At 47.8% G+C, this 15,906-nt stretch carries 16 protein-coding genes; 11 read left to right on the forward strand and 5 right to left on the reverse strand.

Annotated elements, in window-relative coordinates:
- Window positions 1–13: 13 nt before the first annotated feature.
- From C3B52_RS01485 to C3B52_RS01505, 5 genes are all read left to right on the forward strand, one after another.
- Window positions 14–1,012 (forward strand): ABC transporter ATP-binding protein, encoded by a 999-nt coding sequence (locus C3B52_RS01485; RefSeq protein ID WP_103104317.1) that lies wholly within the window; start codon window positions 14–16, stop codon window positions 1,010–1,012.
- Window positions 1,012–1,995 carry an ABC transporter ATP-binding protein gene (locus C3B52_RS01490; RefSeq protein ID WP_103104318.1) on the forward strand — a complete coding sequence of 328 codons (984 nt, stop codon included), beginning with the start codon at window positions 1,012–1,014 and terminating at the stop codon, window positions 1,993–1,995. The genes C3B52_RS01485 and C3B52_RS01490 overlap by 1 nt, the downstream gene beginning before the upstream one ends.
- Window positions 1,996–2,079: 84 nt before the next feature.
- Window positions 2,080–3,738: a peptide ABC transporter substrate-binding protein gene (locus C3B52_RS01495; protein WP_103104319.1), complete on the forward strand. Its 1,659-nt coding sequence runs from the start codon at window positions 2,080–2,082 to the stop codon at window positions 3,736–3,738.
- Window positions 3,739–3,806: 68 nt separating this feature from the next.
- A complete protein-coding gene (locus C3B52_RS01500) occupies window positions 3,807–4,538 on the forward strand; it encodes a gamma-glutamyl-gamma-aminobutyrate hydrolase family protein (RefSeq protein WP_103104320.1) in 732 nt (243 codons plus the stop codon).
- The gene (locus tag C3B52_RS01505) at window positions 4,535–5,332 is read left to right on the forward strand and encodes a M55 family metallopeptidase (RefSeq protein WP_103104321.1); all 798 of its coding nucleotides are present in this window, start codon (window positions 4,535–4,537) and stop codon (window positions 5,330–5,332) included. The genes C3B52_RS01500 and C3B52_RS01505 overlap by 4 nt, the downstream gene beginning before the upstream one ends.
- Window positions 5,333–5,397: 65 nt before the next feature.
- On the opposite strand, the gene C3B52_RS01510 is transcribed toward C3B52_RS01505, so the two are convergent.
- Window positions 5,398–5,868: an NUDIX hydrolase gene (locus tag C3B52_RS01510; RefSeq protein WP_103104322.1), complete on the reverse strand. Its 471-nt coding sequence runs from the start codon at window positions 5,866–5,868 to the stop codon at window positions 5,398–5,400.
- An 85-nt stretch (window positions 5,869–5,953) separates the two neighbouring features.
- On the reverse strand, window positions 5,954–7,021 hold the full coding sequence (locus C3B52_RS01515; RefSeq protein WP_103104323.1) for an NAD(P)/FAD-dependent oxidoreductase: 1,068 nt from the start codon (window positions 7,019–7,021) through the stop codon (window positions 5,954–5,956).
- Window positions 7,022–7,281: 260 nt separating this feature from the next.
- Here C3B52_RS01515 and C3B52_RS01520 point away from each other — a divergent pair, with 260 nt between their 5' ends.
- A complete protein-coding gene (locus tag C3B52_RS01520) occupies window positions 7,282–7,542 on the forward strand; it encodes a DUF1450 domain-containing protein (protein ID WP_103104324.1) in 261 nt (86 codons plus the stop codon).
- A gap of 116 nt (window positions 7,543–7,658) precedes the next feature.
- On the opposite strand, the gene mqnE is transcribed toward C3B52_RS01520, so the two are convergent.
- Window positions 7,659–8,762: an aminofutalosine synthase MqnE gene (gene mqnE, locus C3B52_RS01525; RefSeq protein WP_103104325.1), complete on the reverse strand. Its 1,104-nt coding sequence runs from the start codon at window positions 8,760–8,762 to the stop codon at window positions 7,659–7,661.
- 325 nt (window positions 8,763–9,087) lie between these two features.
- Here mqnE and C3B52_RS37210 point away from each other — a divergent pair, with 325 nt between their 5' ends.
- The 4 genes from C3B52_RS37210 (at window position 9,088) to C3B52_RS01545 (ending at window position 12,913) form a co-directional block, all read left to right on the forward strand.
- Window positions 9,088–9,438 (forward strand): aspartyl-phosphate phosphatase Spo0E family protein, encoded by a 351-nt coding sequence (locus tag C3B52_RS37210; RefSeq protein ID WP_235615559.1) that lies wholly within the window; start codon window positions 9,088–9,090, stop codon window positions 9,436–9,438.
- Window positions 9,439–9,461: 23 nt separating this feature from the next.
- Window positions 9,462–9,821 carry an iron-sulfur cluster insertion protein ErpA gene (gene erpA / locus C3B52_RS01535; RefSeq protein ID WP_103104326.1) on the forward strand — a complete coding sequence of 120 codons (360 nt, stop codon included), beginning with the start codon at window positions 9,462–9,464 and terminating at the stop codon, window positions 9,819–9,821.
- Window positions 9,822–9,977: 156 nt separating this feature from the next.
- The gene (locus tag C3B52_RS01540) at window positions 9,978–11,324 is read left to right on the forward strand and encodes an RNA polymerase sigma factor (protein WP_103104327.1); all 1,347 of its coding nucleotides are present in this window, start codon (window positions 9,978–9,980) and stop codon (window positions 11,322–11,324) included.
- Window positions 11,325–11,425: 101 nt separating this feature from the next.
- The gene (locus C3B52_RS01545; RefSeq protein WP_103104328.1) at window positions 11,426–12,913 is read left to right on the forward strand and encodes a DUF4153 domain-containing protein; all 1,488 of its coding nucleotides are present in this window, start codon (window positions 11,426–11,428) and stop codon (window positions 12,911–12,913) included.
- Window positions 12,914–12,935: 22 nt separating this feature from the next.
- Here C3B52_RS01545 and C3B52_RS01550 read toward each other — a convergent pair whose 3' ends face one another.
- Complete coding sequence (locus tag C3B52_RS01550) at window positions 12,936–13,514, reverse strand: hypothetical protein (RefSeq protein WP_103104329.1); 579 nt, start codon at window positions 13,512–13,514, stop codon at window positions 12,936–12,938.
- Between the two features lie 56 nt (window positions 13,515–13,570).
- Here C3B52_RS01550 and C3B52_RS01555 point away from each other — a divergent pair, with 56 nt between their 5' ends.
- Window positions 13,571–14,386, forward strand: coding sequence for a metallophosphoesterase (locus C3B52_RS01555; protein WP_235615560.1), 816 nt, complete (start codon window positions 13,571–13,573; stop codon window positions 14,384–14,386).
- A 57-nt stretch (window positions 14,387–14,443) separates the two neighbouring features.
- On the opposite strand, the gene C3B52_RS01560 is transcribed toward C3B52_RS01555, so the two are convergent.
- Window positions 14,444–15,886 carry a M20 family metallopeptidase gene (locus tag C3B52_RS01560; RefSeq protein WP_103104331.1) on the reverse strand — a complete coding sequence of 481 codons (1,443 nt, stop codon included), beginning with the start codon at window positions 15,884–15,886 and terminating at the stop codon, window positions 14,444–14,446.
- Window positions 15,887–15,906 lie beyond the last annotated feature (20 nt).

Raw genomic sequence — 15,906 nt, forward strand, 5'->3', positions numbered from 1 at the left:
AGGCGGTGTTAACGTGAAATTACTCCAGGTACAGAATCTGAGAACGACGTTTCATATAGATGCAGGGCAAGTGCAGGCAGTCAGGGGCATTACCTTTCACGTGAATAAAGGAGAATCGATCGGGATCGTTGGAGAGTCAGGCTCGGGCAAAAGCGTATCCATGCTGTCGCTTTTGAAGCTCCTCCCAGGAAATGCCCGGCTGGAGGCGGATAGCATTCAGTTCGATGAAACTGAGCTCGTACACACCGACCAAAAAGCAATGAGAAAAATGCTAGGAAAAGACATCGGCATGATTTTTCAGGACCCGATGACGTCCTTAAATCCGCTTTTTACAATCGGCGATCAAATCATAGAACCACTGCGCATTCATCAAAAACTGTCAAAGGAAGCTGCACGTAAAAAAGCGATTGAAATTTTGCGGATGGTCGAAATCCCAAGTCCAGAGAGCAGGCTGAAGCAGTACCCCCATGAATTTTCCGGAGGGATGAGACAGCGGGTCATGATTGCGATTGCCTTGTCCTGTTCGCCCAAACTGCTGATTGCCGACGAACCGACGACGGCGCTGGATGTGACGATTCAGGCACAAATTTTGGACCTGATGCGCGATCTCAAAAACAAGCTGAATGTCTCGATCGTCATGATTACGCATGATCTCGGAGTGATTGCCAATATGTGCAACCGGATCGTGGTCATGTACGGTGGAACCATCGTCGAGCAGGGAACGACCAGAGAAATTTTTTACGAGCCAAAGCATCCCTATACGTGGGGACTATTGCGATCCATCCCGCAGTTTTCAGAGGGAGAAAAGAAGAAGCTCATTTCCATTCCGGGAAGCCCTCCTGATTTGCTGAGGCCACCAGCAGGCTGTGCTTTTACTGCTCGGTGTCCGTATGCCATGAAGGTTTGTGAAAAGCTTCCTCCTCCGCAGGTTACGTTGTCTGAAACACATCAGGCAGCATGCTGGCTCATGCATCCGAAAGCACAGCCCCACGCGAAAGAGGTGATCAGCTAATGGGGGATGACAATCAAGCTCTGGTCGAGGTTCGCAATCTAAAGAAGTATTTTGAAGTGAAGAAAAGCTTTCTCGGCCGTAATTCCACGCAGTTAAAGGCAGTGGACAATGTTAGCTTTTCCATCTCCAAGGGGGAGACGTTTGGCTTGGTCGGGGAGTCCGGGTGTGGCAAGACGACGATCGGCAGAACGCTGTTAAAGCTGTACGAACCGACAGCCGGCGATATTTTGTACAAAGGCCAGTCGATCAGCAGCCTAAACCACAAAGAGATGCTTCCTTACCGCAAGAAGATGCAGATGATCTTTCAAGACCCGTACGCATCGCTTGATCCGCGTATGACGATTGCAGAGATCATCGGAGATCCGCTGGTGGTACATAACATCTATCAAGGCAAAGACCGGATCGATCGCGTCAAGGAGCTGATCGAGCTGGTGGGACTAAAAGCGGACCATCTCAATCGCTATCCGCATGAATTTTCCGGCGGGCAGCGCCAACGGATCGGGATTGCGCGGGCATTGGCAGTCGAGCCTGAATTCATCGTATGTGATGAGCCGATATCCGCACTGGACGTGTCCATTCAAGCGCAAGTAGTAAACATGCTTGAGGAGCTCCAGGAACGTTTTGGACTGACCTATCTGTTTGTCTCCCACGATTTGTCGATGGTAAGACATATCTCACACAAGGTAGGGGTCATGTACTTGGGGAGCTTGGTGGAGTACGCCGAGGTCAATGATCTTTATACGAATATGCAGCATCCTTACACAAGAGCGCTGCTGTCTGCGGTGCCCATTGCTGATCCGGATACAGCGGAGCGCAGCGAACGGATACACCTGCAAGGAGACGTGCCAAGCCCGATGAATCCTCCGAGCGGATGTGCATTTCGGACGCGCTGCGCCTATGCAATGAGCAGGTGTGCAGAGGAAAAGCCGGGCTTGCGCGATATCGGAAATGGGCACGTCGTTGCATGTCATCTGATTGATTAATGGATAGTGGCACCATTCGTGAGGATATGAATGCTGTTTCCTTTTCGACAGCTCATATAACAATAAAAATATGGGGGGAAGAGTATGAAAAAAAGGATGGGCTTGGTACTGGCAACGCTTCTTGCGATCACATCCGTCACTGCCGGATGCAGCAGCTCCAGCACGGCACCACAAGGTCAGCAAAACCAGCAGCAAAGTGCACCGAAAACAGAGGGTGAAAAACCGGCTGCTGAGCAAAAGATTATTTACGCATTGAGTCAGGAACCAGAGCAGATGGACCCAACATTAAACGTGTATTCGCGCTCCTCAATTGTTCTCCAAAACTTGTTCAGAGGGCTTTATAAAATTGATGAATCAGGGAAAAAGCCGATTCCTTCCCTGGCCGAATCGTCTGAGCTGGATTCGACAGGAACCAAGTACACCTTCAAGATTAACAAAAACGCCAAGTGGTCTGATGGTAAGCAAGTAACCGCGCAGGATTTTGAATATTCCTGGAAGCGTGTGCTGGACCCAGAGGTTGCTTCAGGCGCCGCGTTTTACCTGTACTATCTGAAAAACGGAAAAGCGTACAACGAGAAAAAGGCTAGCGCGGATGACGTAGGGGTAAAAGCCATAGACGATACGACTCTCGAGGTAACGCTGGAAAATCCAACACCGTACTTCCTGGAGCTGTTGTGTGTCACAGCTTATTATCCGGTACGAAAAGACGCAGTAGAAAAAGAAGGCTGGACGAAATCTCCTGAGACTTATTTGACGACAGGACCGTTCATGCTGACGGAACTCCGACCAAAAGAAAAATATGTGCTAAAGAAAAACCCGAACTATCTGGAAGCAGACAAAGTGAAGCTGGAGACGCTGGAAATTGTGTTTATCGAGTCCAACGAGGCTGAGCTGGCTGCCTACACCAACGATGAAATTCAGGTCTCTGACAACATCAGCCCTGAAGGAATGAAGCAGTATCAGAATACACCTGATTTCTACTCGATTCCGCGGATTGGCATGCAGTATTTTGACTTCAATGCGTCCAAGAAGCCTTTTGATGATGCAAGAGTTCGCAAGGCATTCAGCATGTCTATCAACCGCGACCAGATCATCAAGAGCATTATCCAGTCTGTAGAAAAACCAGCGTTTGGAATGGTGCCTTACGGAATACCACACGGGGTGCAAAAGGATAAGGAATATCGAGATGTAGTCGGAAACCTGTTTAGCGAAAACGTAGACGAAGCGAAGAAACTGCTTGCTGAGGCAGGCTACCCGGACGGCAAAGGAATGCCTGAGGTTACGTTGATCGTCATGGCAAGCCAGTCCGATAAAGATATTGCGCAAGCCTTCCAAAGCATGTGGAAACAAAATTTGGGCGTAGACGTAACTATCAAAACGTTCGAATCCAAAGTTTATTGGGATGAAATTGATAATGGCGACTTCAACATCGCTTCTGACGGTTGGACAGGTGACTATCCAGACCCAATGACCAATCTCGACATTTTCGAAGGGGTCAATACAGCCGATGATATGCGTTGGAACAGTGCAGAATACGACCGCCTCCTGGAAGAGAATCGCAAAATCTCCGATCAGGCTAAACGGATGGAGAACTTTGCCAAGGCAGAGAAAATCCTGGCGGATGAAATGCCACTCATGCCGGTTCGCTTCTTCGAGGATCAGTTCCTGGCGAAGCCAAATGTCAAAGGTGTTTTGAAAAACTACATCGGCCATACGATCTTTGAATACGCGTATGTAGAATAATTCATTTGAACAGGGGAGGGTCGGGAAGCGATGGCTTTTCGACCTTGCCTCTTGAGGGAGAAGCAAACATGAGACCGATTATTGGCGTAACGACTTTTTTATCGGAGCAATCAAAGTACAGCACCGTAAGCCGAAACTACATCGATTCGATTTATGCTGCAGGGGGCTTGCCCGTCAATATTCCCATCATTTCGAATGAGTCGAATTACGACGATTACATACAAATGCTGGACGGACTTCTTTTTACGGGAGGAAACGATATTGCTCCTTATTATTTCGGGGAGAATCCGGTTCGGGAGCTGAATTCGATGTCCTCGATTCGAGACGAGTATGAGTTTTCTCTGTTTAAAGCCGCCTATGAGAAAAACATGCCGATCTTCGGGATCTGCCGCGGTATTCAATTGATCAACGTAGCGATGGACGGAAGTCTCTATCAGGACATTTACAGCCAATGTCCAGGTACTCTGGGACATTCACCGGAGCATACGGCTTCGGATGAGTTCTATCACGCTGTGCAGATCAAAGTGGACACGCAGCTCTATGAAATTTTTGGCGAGGAGCGGATTTTTACCAATTCCTTTCACCATCAATCTGTCAAAAAGCTAGGGAACAATCTGATCGCGACCGCGTATTCCGAGGATGGCATTGTAGAGGCGATTGAGAGCACAGAGGATCGATTCTTGCTCGGGGTTCAATGGCATCCAGAGTGCATGACCAAGCGGCATCCGATGTTCCTGAAGCTGTTCCGGGCGTTTGTCGAGGCATCGGTTCAATACAAACAAAAGGAGGTTTCTGTATGAAAGTGTTCATCAGTGCAGATTTGGAAGGGGTAGCTGGCATCGTCAACTGGAGCGAGGCTGACATTGAAAGCCCGTTTAGCAAATATTTTACCGAGCAAATGACGAAAGAAGTGAATGCTGCCTGCGAAGCGGCGATTGCGGCAGGAGTGGAAGATATTTTGATCAAGGATGCCCATAGTACAGCGAGAAACCTGGACCCGTCGAAGCTTCCCGAGCAGGTAAAGATATTGCGGGGCTGGACGCGCGACCCTTACTCGATGATGGCAGGGCTAGATGACAGCTTTGATGGCGTATTTTTTATCGGCTATCACTCAGCAGCAGGAGCCAATGGAAACCCGCTGGCGCACACCATGAACATGCAAAATGAGTATGTGAAGATCAATGGGGAAATCGCCAGCGAAATGTTAATCAATGCGTATACGGCTGCGTCTATGGGTGTTCCCGTCCTCTTGGCTACCGGAGACAAGATGATTTGCGAAGACGCACTGAAAATCAACCCGCATATTAAAACCGTGCCGGTGAGCGAAGGAATTGGCAATGCCTCCATCTCGATTCACCCACAGGTTGCTCTCAAAAAGATCAAGGAGCAGGTTCAGGCAGCTCTCTCAGATGACCTTGGCAAATACAAAATTGAGCTGCCCGAATCGTTCCACGTAGAGATCGTCTTCCGCGAGCATTATTTGGCGCGTCGCGGCTCGTTCTACCCGGGTGCCAAACAGACAGGTGCTAAAACGGTTGAATATGAAACGAACGATTATAACGAGGTTCTGCGGTTTCTGTTCTTTGTGTTGTAAGGCTCGAAATCAAAAAGGCTTATTCCAGCATAAATCAGCGGGAATAAGCCTTTGCTTTTTCAAAATCAACTGACGATTGGGGTCTTTTTTCCTTCTGCCCAATCAAGAATAAATGCCGCCTGACCGGGGTTAAGCGGATGCGGGAGGCTGTCCTTTGCAAAGAAGCGATGTTCAGAGCTTTCCAGACCCTCCTGTTTGAGCTCGCCATGATAAGACGCTACCCGAAAGATGATCTGTATGCTAAAAATTTTGTCACCGTTCGGATATTCCCGAAGACCAATTTCTCCTGAGTATATGCCAAACAGCTCAGGCCCCTCGATGATCAGATCGGTCTCCTCCTGAACCTCTCGATACAGAGTCTCCATGAATGTCTCACCGATTTCCATAAGCCCGCCAGGCAAACACCAATTGTTCTGGTCTTTGCGGCGCTGGAGCAGAATACGGCCTTGCTCGTCCTCGATTATGGCGCCACAGCCGACGGTAATCAGCCGTTCATGTCCAATCATGCGGCGCATCGTTTGAATATAATCATTCACCTGGAAAAATCCCCCTCCCTAACCTGGATTGTACAAAAAGAAAACCTGTTTGACCATAGGGCCAACAGGCTTTTGCATAAAAACATTATCCCATATGCTTTTTGTACATCCACAGCTGACCGCTCTTGATGACACGGGCCATTTGACCAACCAGAGACATTTTCCCCATGCTGGCGAAGCCTTCTTTTTTTCCAAGGGAGCCGAGGAAGCCTTTGTGCTTGAGGGCAGGCAGAGAGGCAGGGTATTCTTCGCCTTTGATGTCTTTTCTCAGCATGAGGGCAATCTGATCGCCTTGTATCTCAGCCGTTTGGGCACTTGGCGCGATGATCGTACTCGCACAGTCGCCAACGACGTAGACGTTCGTATGGGATGGAATTTGATGATACTGATTCAATTTAGCTCGTCCAATGTTGTCGGTTTCGATGGGGAGCGAGCGTACGATGCGATTGGCTTGGATACCAGCAGTCCAGACGATTACATCGCTTTCTACCGGCTGATCATGGTTGTAGACCACACCAGGCTCAATACCCGTCACGCATGCCATGGACACGAGCTGTACTTCGTGCTCGATAAACCATTGGGAGGCATATTCCTGCAGCTTTTTCGGGAATGGACTCAAGATGCTTTGGCCACGGTCAATGATGCGTACGTTCAAGTCAGGACGACTTTCGCGCAGCTCGGCAGCCATTTCTACACCGCTGAGGCCACCGCCAACAACTGTTACCGTTCCGTACGGATTCACGTTGTTAATTTCCGAGTAAGTATTGCGAGTAGCTCCCATTGTTTGGATGGAACAGGTATACTGCTCCGCACCAGGGATATCATGATAACGGTCCTCACAGCCCAAGCCGATTACGAGCCAGTCGTAGGAAAGGGTGTCCCCGTTTGCAAAATTGACGACCTGCTCATCCAAATCCAATCCACTAATTTCCCCGTACTTTATCGTCAGGCGAGGATCGTTTGGAAAAGTGACACGCAAGTGAGATTCCGGTGTCGTCCCTGCAGCCAGAGCATAGTACTCTGTTTTCAGACCGTGAAACGGCATTCTGTCTACAAGGGTAATAAACACGTCGTCTGGTAAATCAGGGGACAGGACTCGCTCAATAATACGAAGACCCCCGTATCCTCCACCAAGGATCACAAGTCGTTTCATAGAAGGTCTAGTCCTTTCTTCTGTCCGCTTTTGACAGACAGGAATTCAGTAATTATGCCCTATCTCTCGCAAGGGCAACGAAGGCTCCTCCAAAAACGTGTTGGAACCCGTCAGTTCTATGCAGCACCCATTCTATTTTTAGTCTCTTTCACTAAAAATGCAAGCAGAATCTTTTTCCCACATTCGTTACTGGATTTTTACTGAGGAAGCGATACAATATAAAACGTAAATGATGTCGAAATAATCGGTAGGTGACAATAATGAAACCGTTAGTAGAATTTTGTGCGAGCAACGTCTCTTCTTATACCAAATCGGTCGTCGACGCGCTTGAAAATGATCCCGAGCTGGACGTCGATGTGCTGGAGTACGGCTGCCTCGGTTACTGTGGAGAGTGCTACATGCTGCCATTTGCCCTTGTAAACGGTAATTTGCTTCAAGCTGAGACAGCGGAAGAGCTGCTCGTCAAGATCAAAAACAAGCTACGGGAACAAGACGAGCTGGATGCTCTTTTTCCTTTATAGGAGATTTCATTAGGATGTACATTTTTACTCGCTGTGAAAACCTGCGGGCATGAAAAATAGAAAAAAGCTGATGCCGATCTTGCATGAGGGCATCAGCTTTTTTGCTTGCATAACGATTAGTGTTCTTTGATGACGTTATAGAAGGTGTCGCGTTCCAGGGCGCGTTTTCCTGCACCTTTGATCAGCCATACCAGCTCATCGACAGTCAGAGCTTGCTGTGTAAGTGCACCGGCAGCGTGACTGATGCGCTCTTCAACGAGGGTTCCGTGTGCATCGGAGATACCCATGGTCAGGGAAAGCTGAGTCAGCTGTGTACCGATGTTGATGAAGTAAGCCTTAATGTGCTGGAAGTTGTCGAGCATCAAACGGCTAATCGCCATCGTTTTCAAGTCGTCGATCGCGGAGTTGCGGCGTTTGATTCCAGCAGTTGCTTTAATTGGTTGAACAGCGAGCGGAATAAATACCATAAAGCCATTGGTGTCGTCTTGCAGCTCACGGACACGCATCATGTGGATGACACGCTCTTCGAGAGTTTCAATCGAGCCGTACAGCATGGTGGTGTGAGTTTTCAAGCCGAGCTCATGAGCGGTACGGTGTACTTGCAGATACATGTCCGTGCTTGCTTTCTCCGGGCTCATTTTCATGCGGTAACGCTCTGTCAAAATTTCTGCTCCGCCGCCTGTCAAGCTTTGCAAACCAGCCTTCATCAGTTCTTGCAGCACCTCGCGAATCGAGAGACCAGAGATGCGGGAGAAAAATTCAATTTCTGCACCGGTGTAAGATTTGATGGTAACATCCGGATACGCTTTTTTCAGGGTGCGAAGCGTATCGAGATAGTATTCGAATGGTTGATGCTGGTTATGGCCACCTACAATGTGGAATTCGCGGATGCCAGGATGGAAACGCGTTTCTACATAATGAAGCAATTCTTCGGTGTTCATCGTATACGCGCCCTCGTCGCCTTCATCGCGGCGGAAGCCACAGAATTTACAGTGAGCTTCACATACGTTTGTAGGGTTAATATAGAGATTTTGCAAAAAGTAGACATTGTCTTGATTTTTACGATAATTGACAATGTTTGCCAATTGCCCAATGGTGAGCAGATCGTTAGAGTTGAACAGGGTGACACCGTCTTCTAGTGTGAGACGTTCGCCGTGCATGACTTTTTCAGCGATTCCAGCGAGCGATTTATCTTGGATGGCTAAGGTTTCAACCGCCATTCCAAACACTTCCTTTCCAAATCAAATAGTCGTAGTAGCTAGGGAGTTCATCACATTTTTCCCCCCATTCTAAGCGTTCTGGGGGGATGGAGAAATCACCTATAAAAACAAAAAGTTTCGGGCAACAAGGCACCTATATTATAAACCTCTTAGGTTTTGCGAACAATATCATAAGTTCTCCAAGTGCATACTGTAAAATTCTAACATTTACCGTCAAATGTTGCTTGTTTTTTGGGGAAAGTGGGAAATTATGTTTGCGAAAACGTAGCAGATCTTGTAAAATATAGGTAAGAAAGCCTGAACTACAATTAGGAGGAGCTTCAAAATGCGGGACGTTTTACTCGAAAAAATCGAACTCCTTCGACAGCGTATGGTAAATATAGGGTTAGAGTTTGGGTTAGATCATCCAGAAGTCCTAGAATACAGTATACAAATTGATCAACTACACAACGAACTGAACCAGATAGATCATCATAATCTGTCTAAGGCCGGTAGCCGAAAAAAACCATATCGTTTTTACTTGCTGGAAAACAAAGCTTTTTTGCGTAGAGAGGGGGAAACCCTCTTTTTTGTTTTTTTCAACAAGAATGGGCGCCACAAGTGCAGGGTAACCTTGTGGGAAAGGAAGCTTCTTTGTATACTGAAGATAAGTAAGAAACAAGGGAACCAGGAGTAAGCCTGCAAAGGAGTGATAAAAGCATGATTACATTGACAGAGCAAGCCAGCCACAAGGTCAAGGAAATGTTGGCGGCAGAAGGCAAGGAAGGCTTGTTTTTGCGTGTGGGTGTCAGACCCGGTGGTTGCAGCGGCTTTACCTATGGTATGGGCTGGGATCATGAAATGAAGGAAGGCGATGAGACCTTCGAGCAGCACGGTGTGAAAATTGTTGTCGACAAAGACAGCTATCTATACATTAAAGGAACCGAAATCGACTACAAGGAATCCATGATGGGCGGAGGCTTTTCCATCGAGAATCCGAATGCGATTGCGTCCTGTGGCTGCGGGTCATCTTTCAAGACGGCACTGGCAAAAGGCAAAGAAGAAAAATGTGACGACTAAGTCCATCATAGCAGTGGTTTACAAGACCTCTCTCGACTGTGTAGCAAGCTACATGTGTCGGGGAGGTTTTTTTGTTTGGATTGAGAAATTTTTTTCAAATAATGTCACAAAAGGGATTCGTTGTTTGTTATACCTGTCATTCGGAGGTGAGATGGCTTGGAGAAGAAGGAATTGGAGCAGGCGATAAAGGAGGTTAAGGCCGGAGACATAGATCAATTCGGAGTCATCATCGACATCATGCAAAAGCCGTTATTTGTGTACTGCTATCATATGCTCGGTCACAGACAAGAGGCTGAAGATGCGGTGCAGGAAGTATTTCTTAAAGCCTATGAGCAAATCGATAGCTATCGAAGTGTAGTTTCCTTTTCCGCTTGGCTGTACAAAATTGCATATCATCATTGTCTCAACCTGCTAAAAAGGGCGAGGCTGGGCCGCATCGTCACTTTTTGGAAAACGGGAATCCCCACTTTCAGTCGTCATGAAGGAGAGGAACGGATTGATCGGGAGTATTTGAATAACCCGCTTCACCTGGCCTTATTGAAACTATCTGCAAGCGAGCGCAATCTCATCATTTTGCGCGTAGTGGAAGACAAGGGCTATGACGAGCTTTCCATTCAGCAGTCCAGTGAATGGAAACGACAACTGATGGATGTGGTGGAAGGTGACTTCGATGTCAAAGATCAGGTCCTTCAAAAATTATATGAACGAAAAAAACAAAGGGAGGCAATCTCAGTGAAAAAACGAATCGGGTTGATTGTTGCAGCTACACTTGTGCTTGGGGGGACGACTGCATTTGCAGCGATGAAGGTGTATGAGCTAAAAAACGACCAGGGAGAAGCAGTGGTGAGAGTAAGTGAGACTGCCGAGCCAGAAGTTGATTTTACGGGGGACAGAGCTGAAATCATGAATCAAATTCGCGCAACGTTGCAGCCAGGAGCGCGGGTAGCTGTCTATATCGCAGGACCAGATAATCCGGATAAAAATGTGAGCTTTATGGAAATTCCTCTTATAATGACAGAACAATCCGAGCTGCAGAAAAAAGTGGGGAGCTTTTTCGAAATACCGCAGGAGCTTGTTGGGGGATACAAGTTTGTTGAGGGAGATATTAACCATCAACTGAACGAAGACGCTTCGGCATTTTTTGATGAAATGGTGAAGGATGCTGAACGGGACAATAAGAAGGTGCTCGTTCGGGATTTGCCTGCTAATCCAAAGCTCCAATACTTGTACCTTACGTACAAAGCAAGTAAAGGGGAAGTGTATGTGAATCTGACCAATTTTGAAAATATGAAATGGGTCAGTGATGAGGCACGCCCGAATGAAACGGTGGAAAAGGTAACCGTACAGAACAAAGAAGCGTTGTATCATGTCCGTAAGCTAAATGACAAAGAATCAAAGTTCGTTCAAGTTTACCAAGATGATAAAAAGAGGCTGATAGAAGTCAGAACGACAGCCCCTGACATAACCAAGGAAGATTTGCTGAAGATTGCCGAAAAGCTGTAACCGTATCCTTCCAATTATCTTCCACGTATTTACAAGAGCAGCTCCTTTGGGACTGCTCTTGCTTCATTATAGATGAAAGTGTACGTGGGGAGTGAAGTGAAGTGGCGGATAGGATACAGAGTTATGCAGGCTATCAGTGGCTGTTTTTGGGGGCGCTGGTAATCGGCTGTCTGGGGGATTTCTTGTTTTACGGAAAAGAGTTTGGCATTTCCTTTCCCTTGTTTTTGATCGCGATGTATGCCTTCTTTTTCTGGCAGGCACATCTGCGCAGTCATTTACGGATTACGGCTCGGCAGGCTTTCGCATGGCTTTTGACCGTGCCGAATCTCATGCTGTCATGTACCTTCTTTTTATACGCCAATGAGCTTTTTCACTTGATCAATTTTGTTCTGGTTTTGTTTTTGTTCGTTGTCCAGACGATGCTACTCACAGAAAGGCATCAATCGAAATGGTACACGCTTGGCTTTGTAGGGGATTTGCTGGAGACTGTGCTGGTTTATACACTGAAGTACACACGTCTGCCGTTCGTTATGGCAAAGGAATGGATCAAGTCCAGGGTGGATCGTGAAAAGTATAGCATCGTGATAAAGGTGCTCGCAGGAGTGGGAATATCCTTGCCGATCTTGCTCGTGGTGCTCGGACTGTTATCTCACGCTGACCAGGTTTTTAGTCATTTTTTGACGGAGATCCCAAGTATGCTGTTCGACTGGGATTCTGCTGAAGCAATATTTCGCTTGTTTTTGATTGGCTTGTTTTCTCTCCTTTTCTATGGCTATCTGTATACTCTATTTGGTCCACGGGAGGCGACAGTCGCACTCCCGGTGAAGGAAGCAGAGGAGAAAAAGATCGTCTGGGACGGCATTATTTTGGTGACGCTTCTGACGATTATCAATGTGGTGTACGCTGCGTTTGTGTTTATCCAGATCTCGTATTTGTTTAGTGGCCAAGAGACGATGCTGCCAGCAGGGATGACGTATGCCGAGTACGCCAAAAACGGGTTTCAAGAGCTGGTCACGGTGACTGTGATCAATTTCATCATTTTGCTTAGCACCATGCACCTGGCGTCGCGAGCAAAGCCTCTCTTGTATCGTTTGGTGCAGATTCTTCTTAGCTTCCTGACGATTTGCACGAGCTTTATGCTTTTTTCTGCCTATTTCCGCCTGTCGCTTTATGAGGAAGCGTATGGCTATACACATTCGCGATTGCTGGCACATGCATTTATGATTTTCTTGTTCGTGCTGTTTGTGATTGCGCTTCTGAAAATTTGGCGTAACCGCTTTTCCCTGATCCAATATTACGTGGTAGTAGCTTTGATTTTTTATGTAGTGCTGAACTACGTGAACATGGATGCCATGATTGCAAAGAACAATCTCAACCGGTATTACGCGACAGGAAACATCGACATCGAGTATTTGAGCAGACTCTCGTATGACGCCGTCCCTGTCATGATGGAGCTGACGAAGGATCAGTCTGTGGCTGAATCCTTGCATTATCGGTTGAAGTATAAAAGAGAGGAAGTACAGGAGGACAAGAGCTGGCAGTCCTTTAATCTCTCGAAGTATCGGGCAAAGCAATATTTGCAGGATTGAATGTATGAAAGCGGAGGCGTGATCAACTACGTCCCCGCTTTCTTCTGAATGCAAGCCAGATGGCTGCTAGAACTGCCAGAGTGAGTAGAGCAAGCACGCTGTATGGTACGAGTTTTTGCGTCCAGACGATTTCTACTGACTGGCTGGGGGGATTGCCGGGACCAAGCGTAAGTAGATCATCTGTGGCATGAATTAACTCCGCTGTCCGGCTGCATATATGTGTCTCGAGAACGTCTCTCTCCCAATAAGAGGCGTAAACGAGATATTCTTTACCAGCCTCAAAGGGAGCTCCGCAGCCGAGTTCCCACCCCTCTGTAAAGATGAGGACTTGGGTTTGGTCTATCCCCTTCCATGTAGACTGGACGTCCAGCACGACCTCGAAGCCGCCGCGGACACGCTTATTCGAAAGCGGTATCCATTCACGCCAATCACTTGTTTCTTGGACTTGAATGACTTTGCCAGAAAAGATGACTGCTGATTGCTGGATGGCTTCCTTGGGAGAGGGGGTGCTACAGCTGCATGCATGAGCAGGTGTGGCTTGGAAAAAGAAGGAGGTAGTTAAAAAGACCGCGAATAAAACGGTTAAAATATGTCGCTGCATGAATTATCACTCCCATCAAACCATAAGACGACAGGGGGAGGGAAAAGTTTCCAATTATGATTGCCGTATTCGTACTCGCTTGTGTGGTCATAGGAGCAGCAACCCTCCTCTTTCACACGCTGTACGTCAAAACAACAACGATATCCATGTCAGTACCTAGCGTGCCCCGCCTCACTCTCGTCCATTTTACGGATATACATGGGCGTATACGCTTTTTGAACGGACCATTGCATCGCTTGATCAATCGTCTAGCTCCTGATGTAGTGCTAGTGACTGGGGATTTGGCACAGCATAGCGGGCAGCTAAACCAAGTGCTTATGGAGCTTTCACGAATCAACCCTAGAGTCGGCATTTATTTCGTACCTGGTAACTACGAACGGGAGGAGGTCATTTGCCTTCGTAAAAGGCTGTACTCCTCGGAGGCTTATGCTGTGAACAAAAAGGCTTGGGAAGAGTATATGATCGTGTTGGAGAATGAGGGACGATTGATAAAGATAGGCGATAGCCGGATTTTGATTTATGGCTTTGATAATTCTACCTACGGAAACGAACGGTATGCGTGGGACGATTCCGAGCCAGCAGACCTGACTGTTTTTCTCGCTCATTCTCCGAACATCATTACGTTGATTCATCAGAACGGGCTAAAGGCGGATTTGCTGTTGTCGGGTCATACCCATGGGGGACAAATTCGATTGTTTGGAAAACCGCTGGGGGGTGGAGCGTACAAGCATTTTCACGTTGGGCAAAAAGGGGACGAAGCCGTTGGCATATTTAGCATCAGCCGCGGGCTGGGAACTGCAAAGCTGCCTGTTCGTTTGTGCTGTTTTCCCGAAATCACCGTTTATCAGATAAATCATCATCAGCTAAAGTGAAAGCCCTTGCTGTTGCTAAGAAAGGCAACGACAAGGACTTTTTTACGTAACGAGAGACTACCGGCGAGCTGCTGGTTTGATGTCTGCTGGTATCGGACAGACATATGTAGCGCCATCGAGCTTTTCTACAAGCTCCGCTTTTGCTTCGGCGATGAGTTCCGGGTTCAACATCATCTCTACAGCTGTGGCCGCCATGATTTTTCCCGCATGCAGCATTCCTTTGTGACCGATCGAGGTACCACCCTGGGCAACGGCTTGCCACGAGTGTAGCTGAGTACCCATGGCAAAGCAGGTTGTCGAGCACTGTACGGTCGGAATGATCCAGCTGACGTCGCCTACATCAGTCGAGCCAGACATGAGTCTTGCTGCTGGCATGAGCGGCATTAAAATGCTAGACAACTCTTGCTCCTTCAATTGCTCAGCCATGCCTTTTCCTTTGGCTCCCAACACCTTTGCAATCATTTGCAGCTCACTGTTTTTGTCCGAGTCGGGAATCGTCGTGCGAATTTGACGAGCGAATTCTTTCTCGTTCTGATCGAATTCGGGTACCCCCAGCTCGGTAAAGTTGCTGTACATGACGCGTTCCATCGTCTGATTCGGGATGAGATTGGAGCAGGCTTTGTCAAAAATGATATCGACAGCTGTCTCGGTCATCATGGCAGCCCCACGTGCAATTTGGCAAACGCGCTGATAAATTTCTTCCACTTGATGTGTTTTCGGTGCGCGAATCAGGTAGAGTACATCTGCCTCTGCCTGAACGACATTCGGTGAGAAGCCGCCGCTATTTGTGATGGCATAGTGGATACGGGCTTCAGGAATGATATGCTCGCGCAAGTAATTGACGCCGATATTCATCAGCTCTACTGCGTCCAGTGCACTGCGTCCCAGATGAGGGGCGGCGGCGGCATGGGCAGCTTTGCCTTTGAATTTGAAATAGACCTGATAGTTGGCAAGACTGCTAATGGACATGAGCGTATTGAAGGTTTGGGGATGCCAGCAAATCGCGAAATCAGCGTCATTGAACAAGCCTTCGCGTGCCATGTAGGCTTTGCCTGATCCACCTTCCTCAGCGGGGCATCCGTAGTAACGAACTGTTCCCTGGATTCCGTTTTCCTCCATGTAGTGTCGGATCGCGACTGCCGCAGCCAGAGAGCCTGTACCAAGCAGATTATGACCGCAGCCATGTCCGTTTCCGCCTGCCACGATGGGCTGATGAGTGGCATTGCCGCGCTCCTGGCTCAGGCCAGAGAGAGCATCGTATTCACCGAGAATAGCGACGACCGGACTGCCACTGCCATAGCTTCCAATAAATGCGGTTTCAATTCCCGCGACTCCTTTTTCTACGGTGAAGCCTTCTGCTTCCAAGGTTTTGCAGAGTAATTCCGCAGAACGAAACTCCTCAAAACGCGTCTCCGCATACTCCCAGATTCGATCACTCACATTTGTGAAGAGGTCGCTTTTTTGATCAATGATTTCCGCAATTCTTTGACGATTGAACATGAAGAACACCTCGCTGCATT

Origin of the sequence: Brevibacillus reuszeri, assembly GCF_002897295.1 — a bacterium.
In the GTDB taxonomy this organism is placed as follows: domain Bacteria; phylum Bacillota; class Bacilli; order Brevibacillales; family Brevibacillaceae; genus Brevibacillus; species Brevibacillus reuszeri_A.

What these genes read in the sequence shown, in the direction of transcription:
- C3B52_RS01490 (WP_103104318.1), top strand. Translation starts at nt 1,012, where the DNA reads ATGGGGGATGACAATCAAGCTCTGGTCGAGGTTCGCAATCTAAAGAAG.
- C3B52_RS01495 (WP_103104319.1), top strand. Translation starts at nt 2,080, where the DNA reads ATGAAAAAAAGGATGGGCTTGGTACTGGCAACGCTTCTTGCGATCACA.
- C3B52_RS01500 (WP_103104320.1), top strand. Translation starts at nt 3,807, where the DNA reads ATGAGACCGATTATTGGCGTAACGACTTTTTTATCGGAGCAATCAAAG.
- C3B52_RS01505 (WP_103104321.1), top strand. Translation starts at nt 4,535, where the DNA reads ATGAAAGTGTTCATCAGTGCAGATTTGGAAGGGGTAGCTGGCATCGTC.
- C3B52_RS01515 (WP_103104323.1), bottom strand. Translation starts at nt 7,021, where the DNA reads ATGAAACGACTTGTGATCCTTGGTGGAGGATACGGGGGTCTTCGTATT.
- C3B52_RS01520 (WP_103104324.1), top strand. Translation starts at nt 7,282, where the DNA reads ATGAAACCGTTAGTAGAATTTTGTGCGAGCAACGTCTCTTCTTATACC.
- mqnE (WP_103104325.1), bottom strand. Translation starts at nt 8,762, where the DNA reads ATGGCGGTTGAAACCTTAGCCATCCAAGATAAATCGCTCGCTGGAATC.
- C3B52_RS37210 (WP_235615559.1), top strand. Translation starts at nt 9,088, where the DNA reads ATGCGGGACGTTTTACTCGAAAAAATCGAACTCCTTCGACAGCGTATG.
- erpA (WP_103104326.1), top strand. Translation starts at nt 9,462, where the DNA reads ATGATTACATTGACAGAGCAAGCCAGCCACAAGGTCAAGGAAATGTTG.
- C3B52_RS01550 (WP_103104329.1), bottom strand. Translation starts at nt 13,514, where the DNA reads ATGCAGCGACATATTTTAACCGTTTTATTCGCGGTCTTTTTAACTACC.
- C3B52_RS01555 (WP_235615560.1), top strand. Translation starts at nt 13,571, where the DNA reads ATGATTGCCGTATTCGTACTCGCTTGTGTGGTCATAGGAGCAGCAACC.
- C3B52_RS01560 (WP_103104331.1), bottom strand. Translation starts at nt 15,886, where the DNA reads ATGTTCAATCGTCAAAGAATTGCGGAAATCATTGATCAAAAAAGCGAC.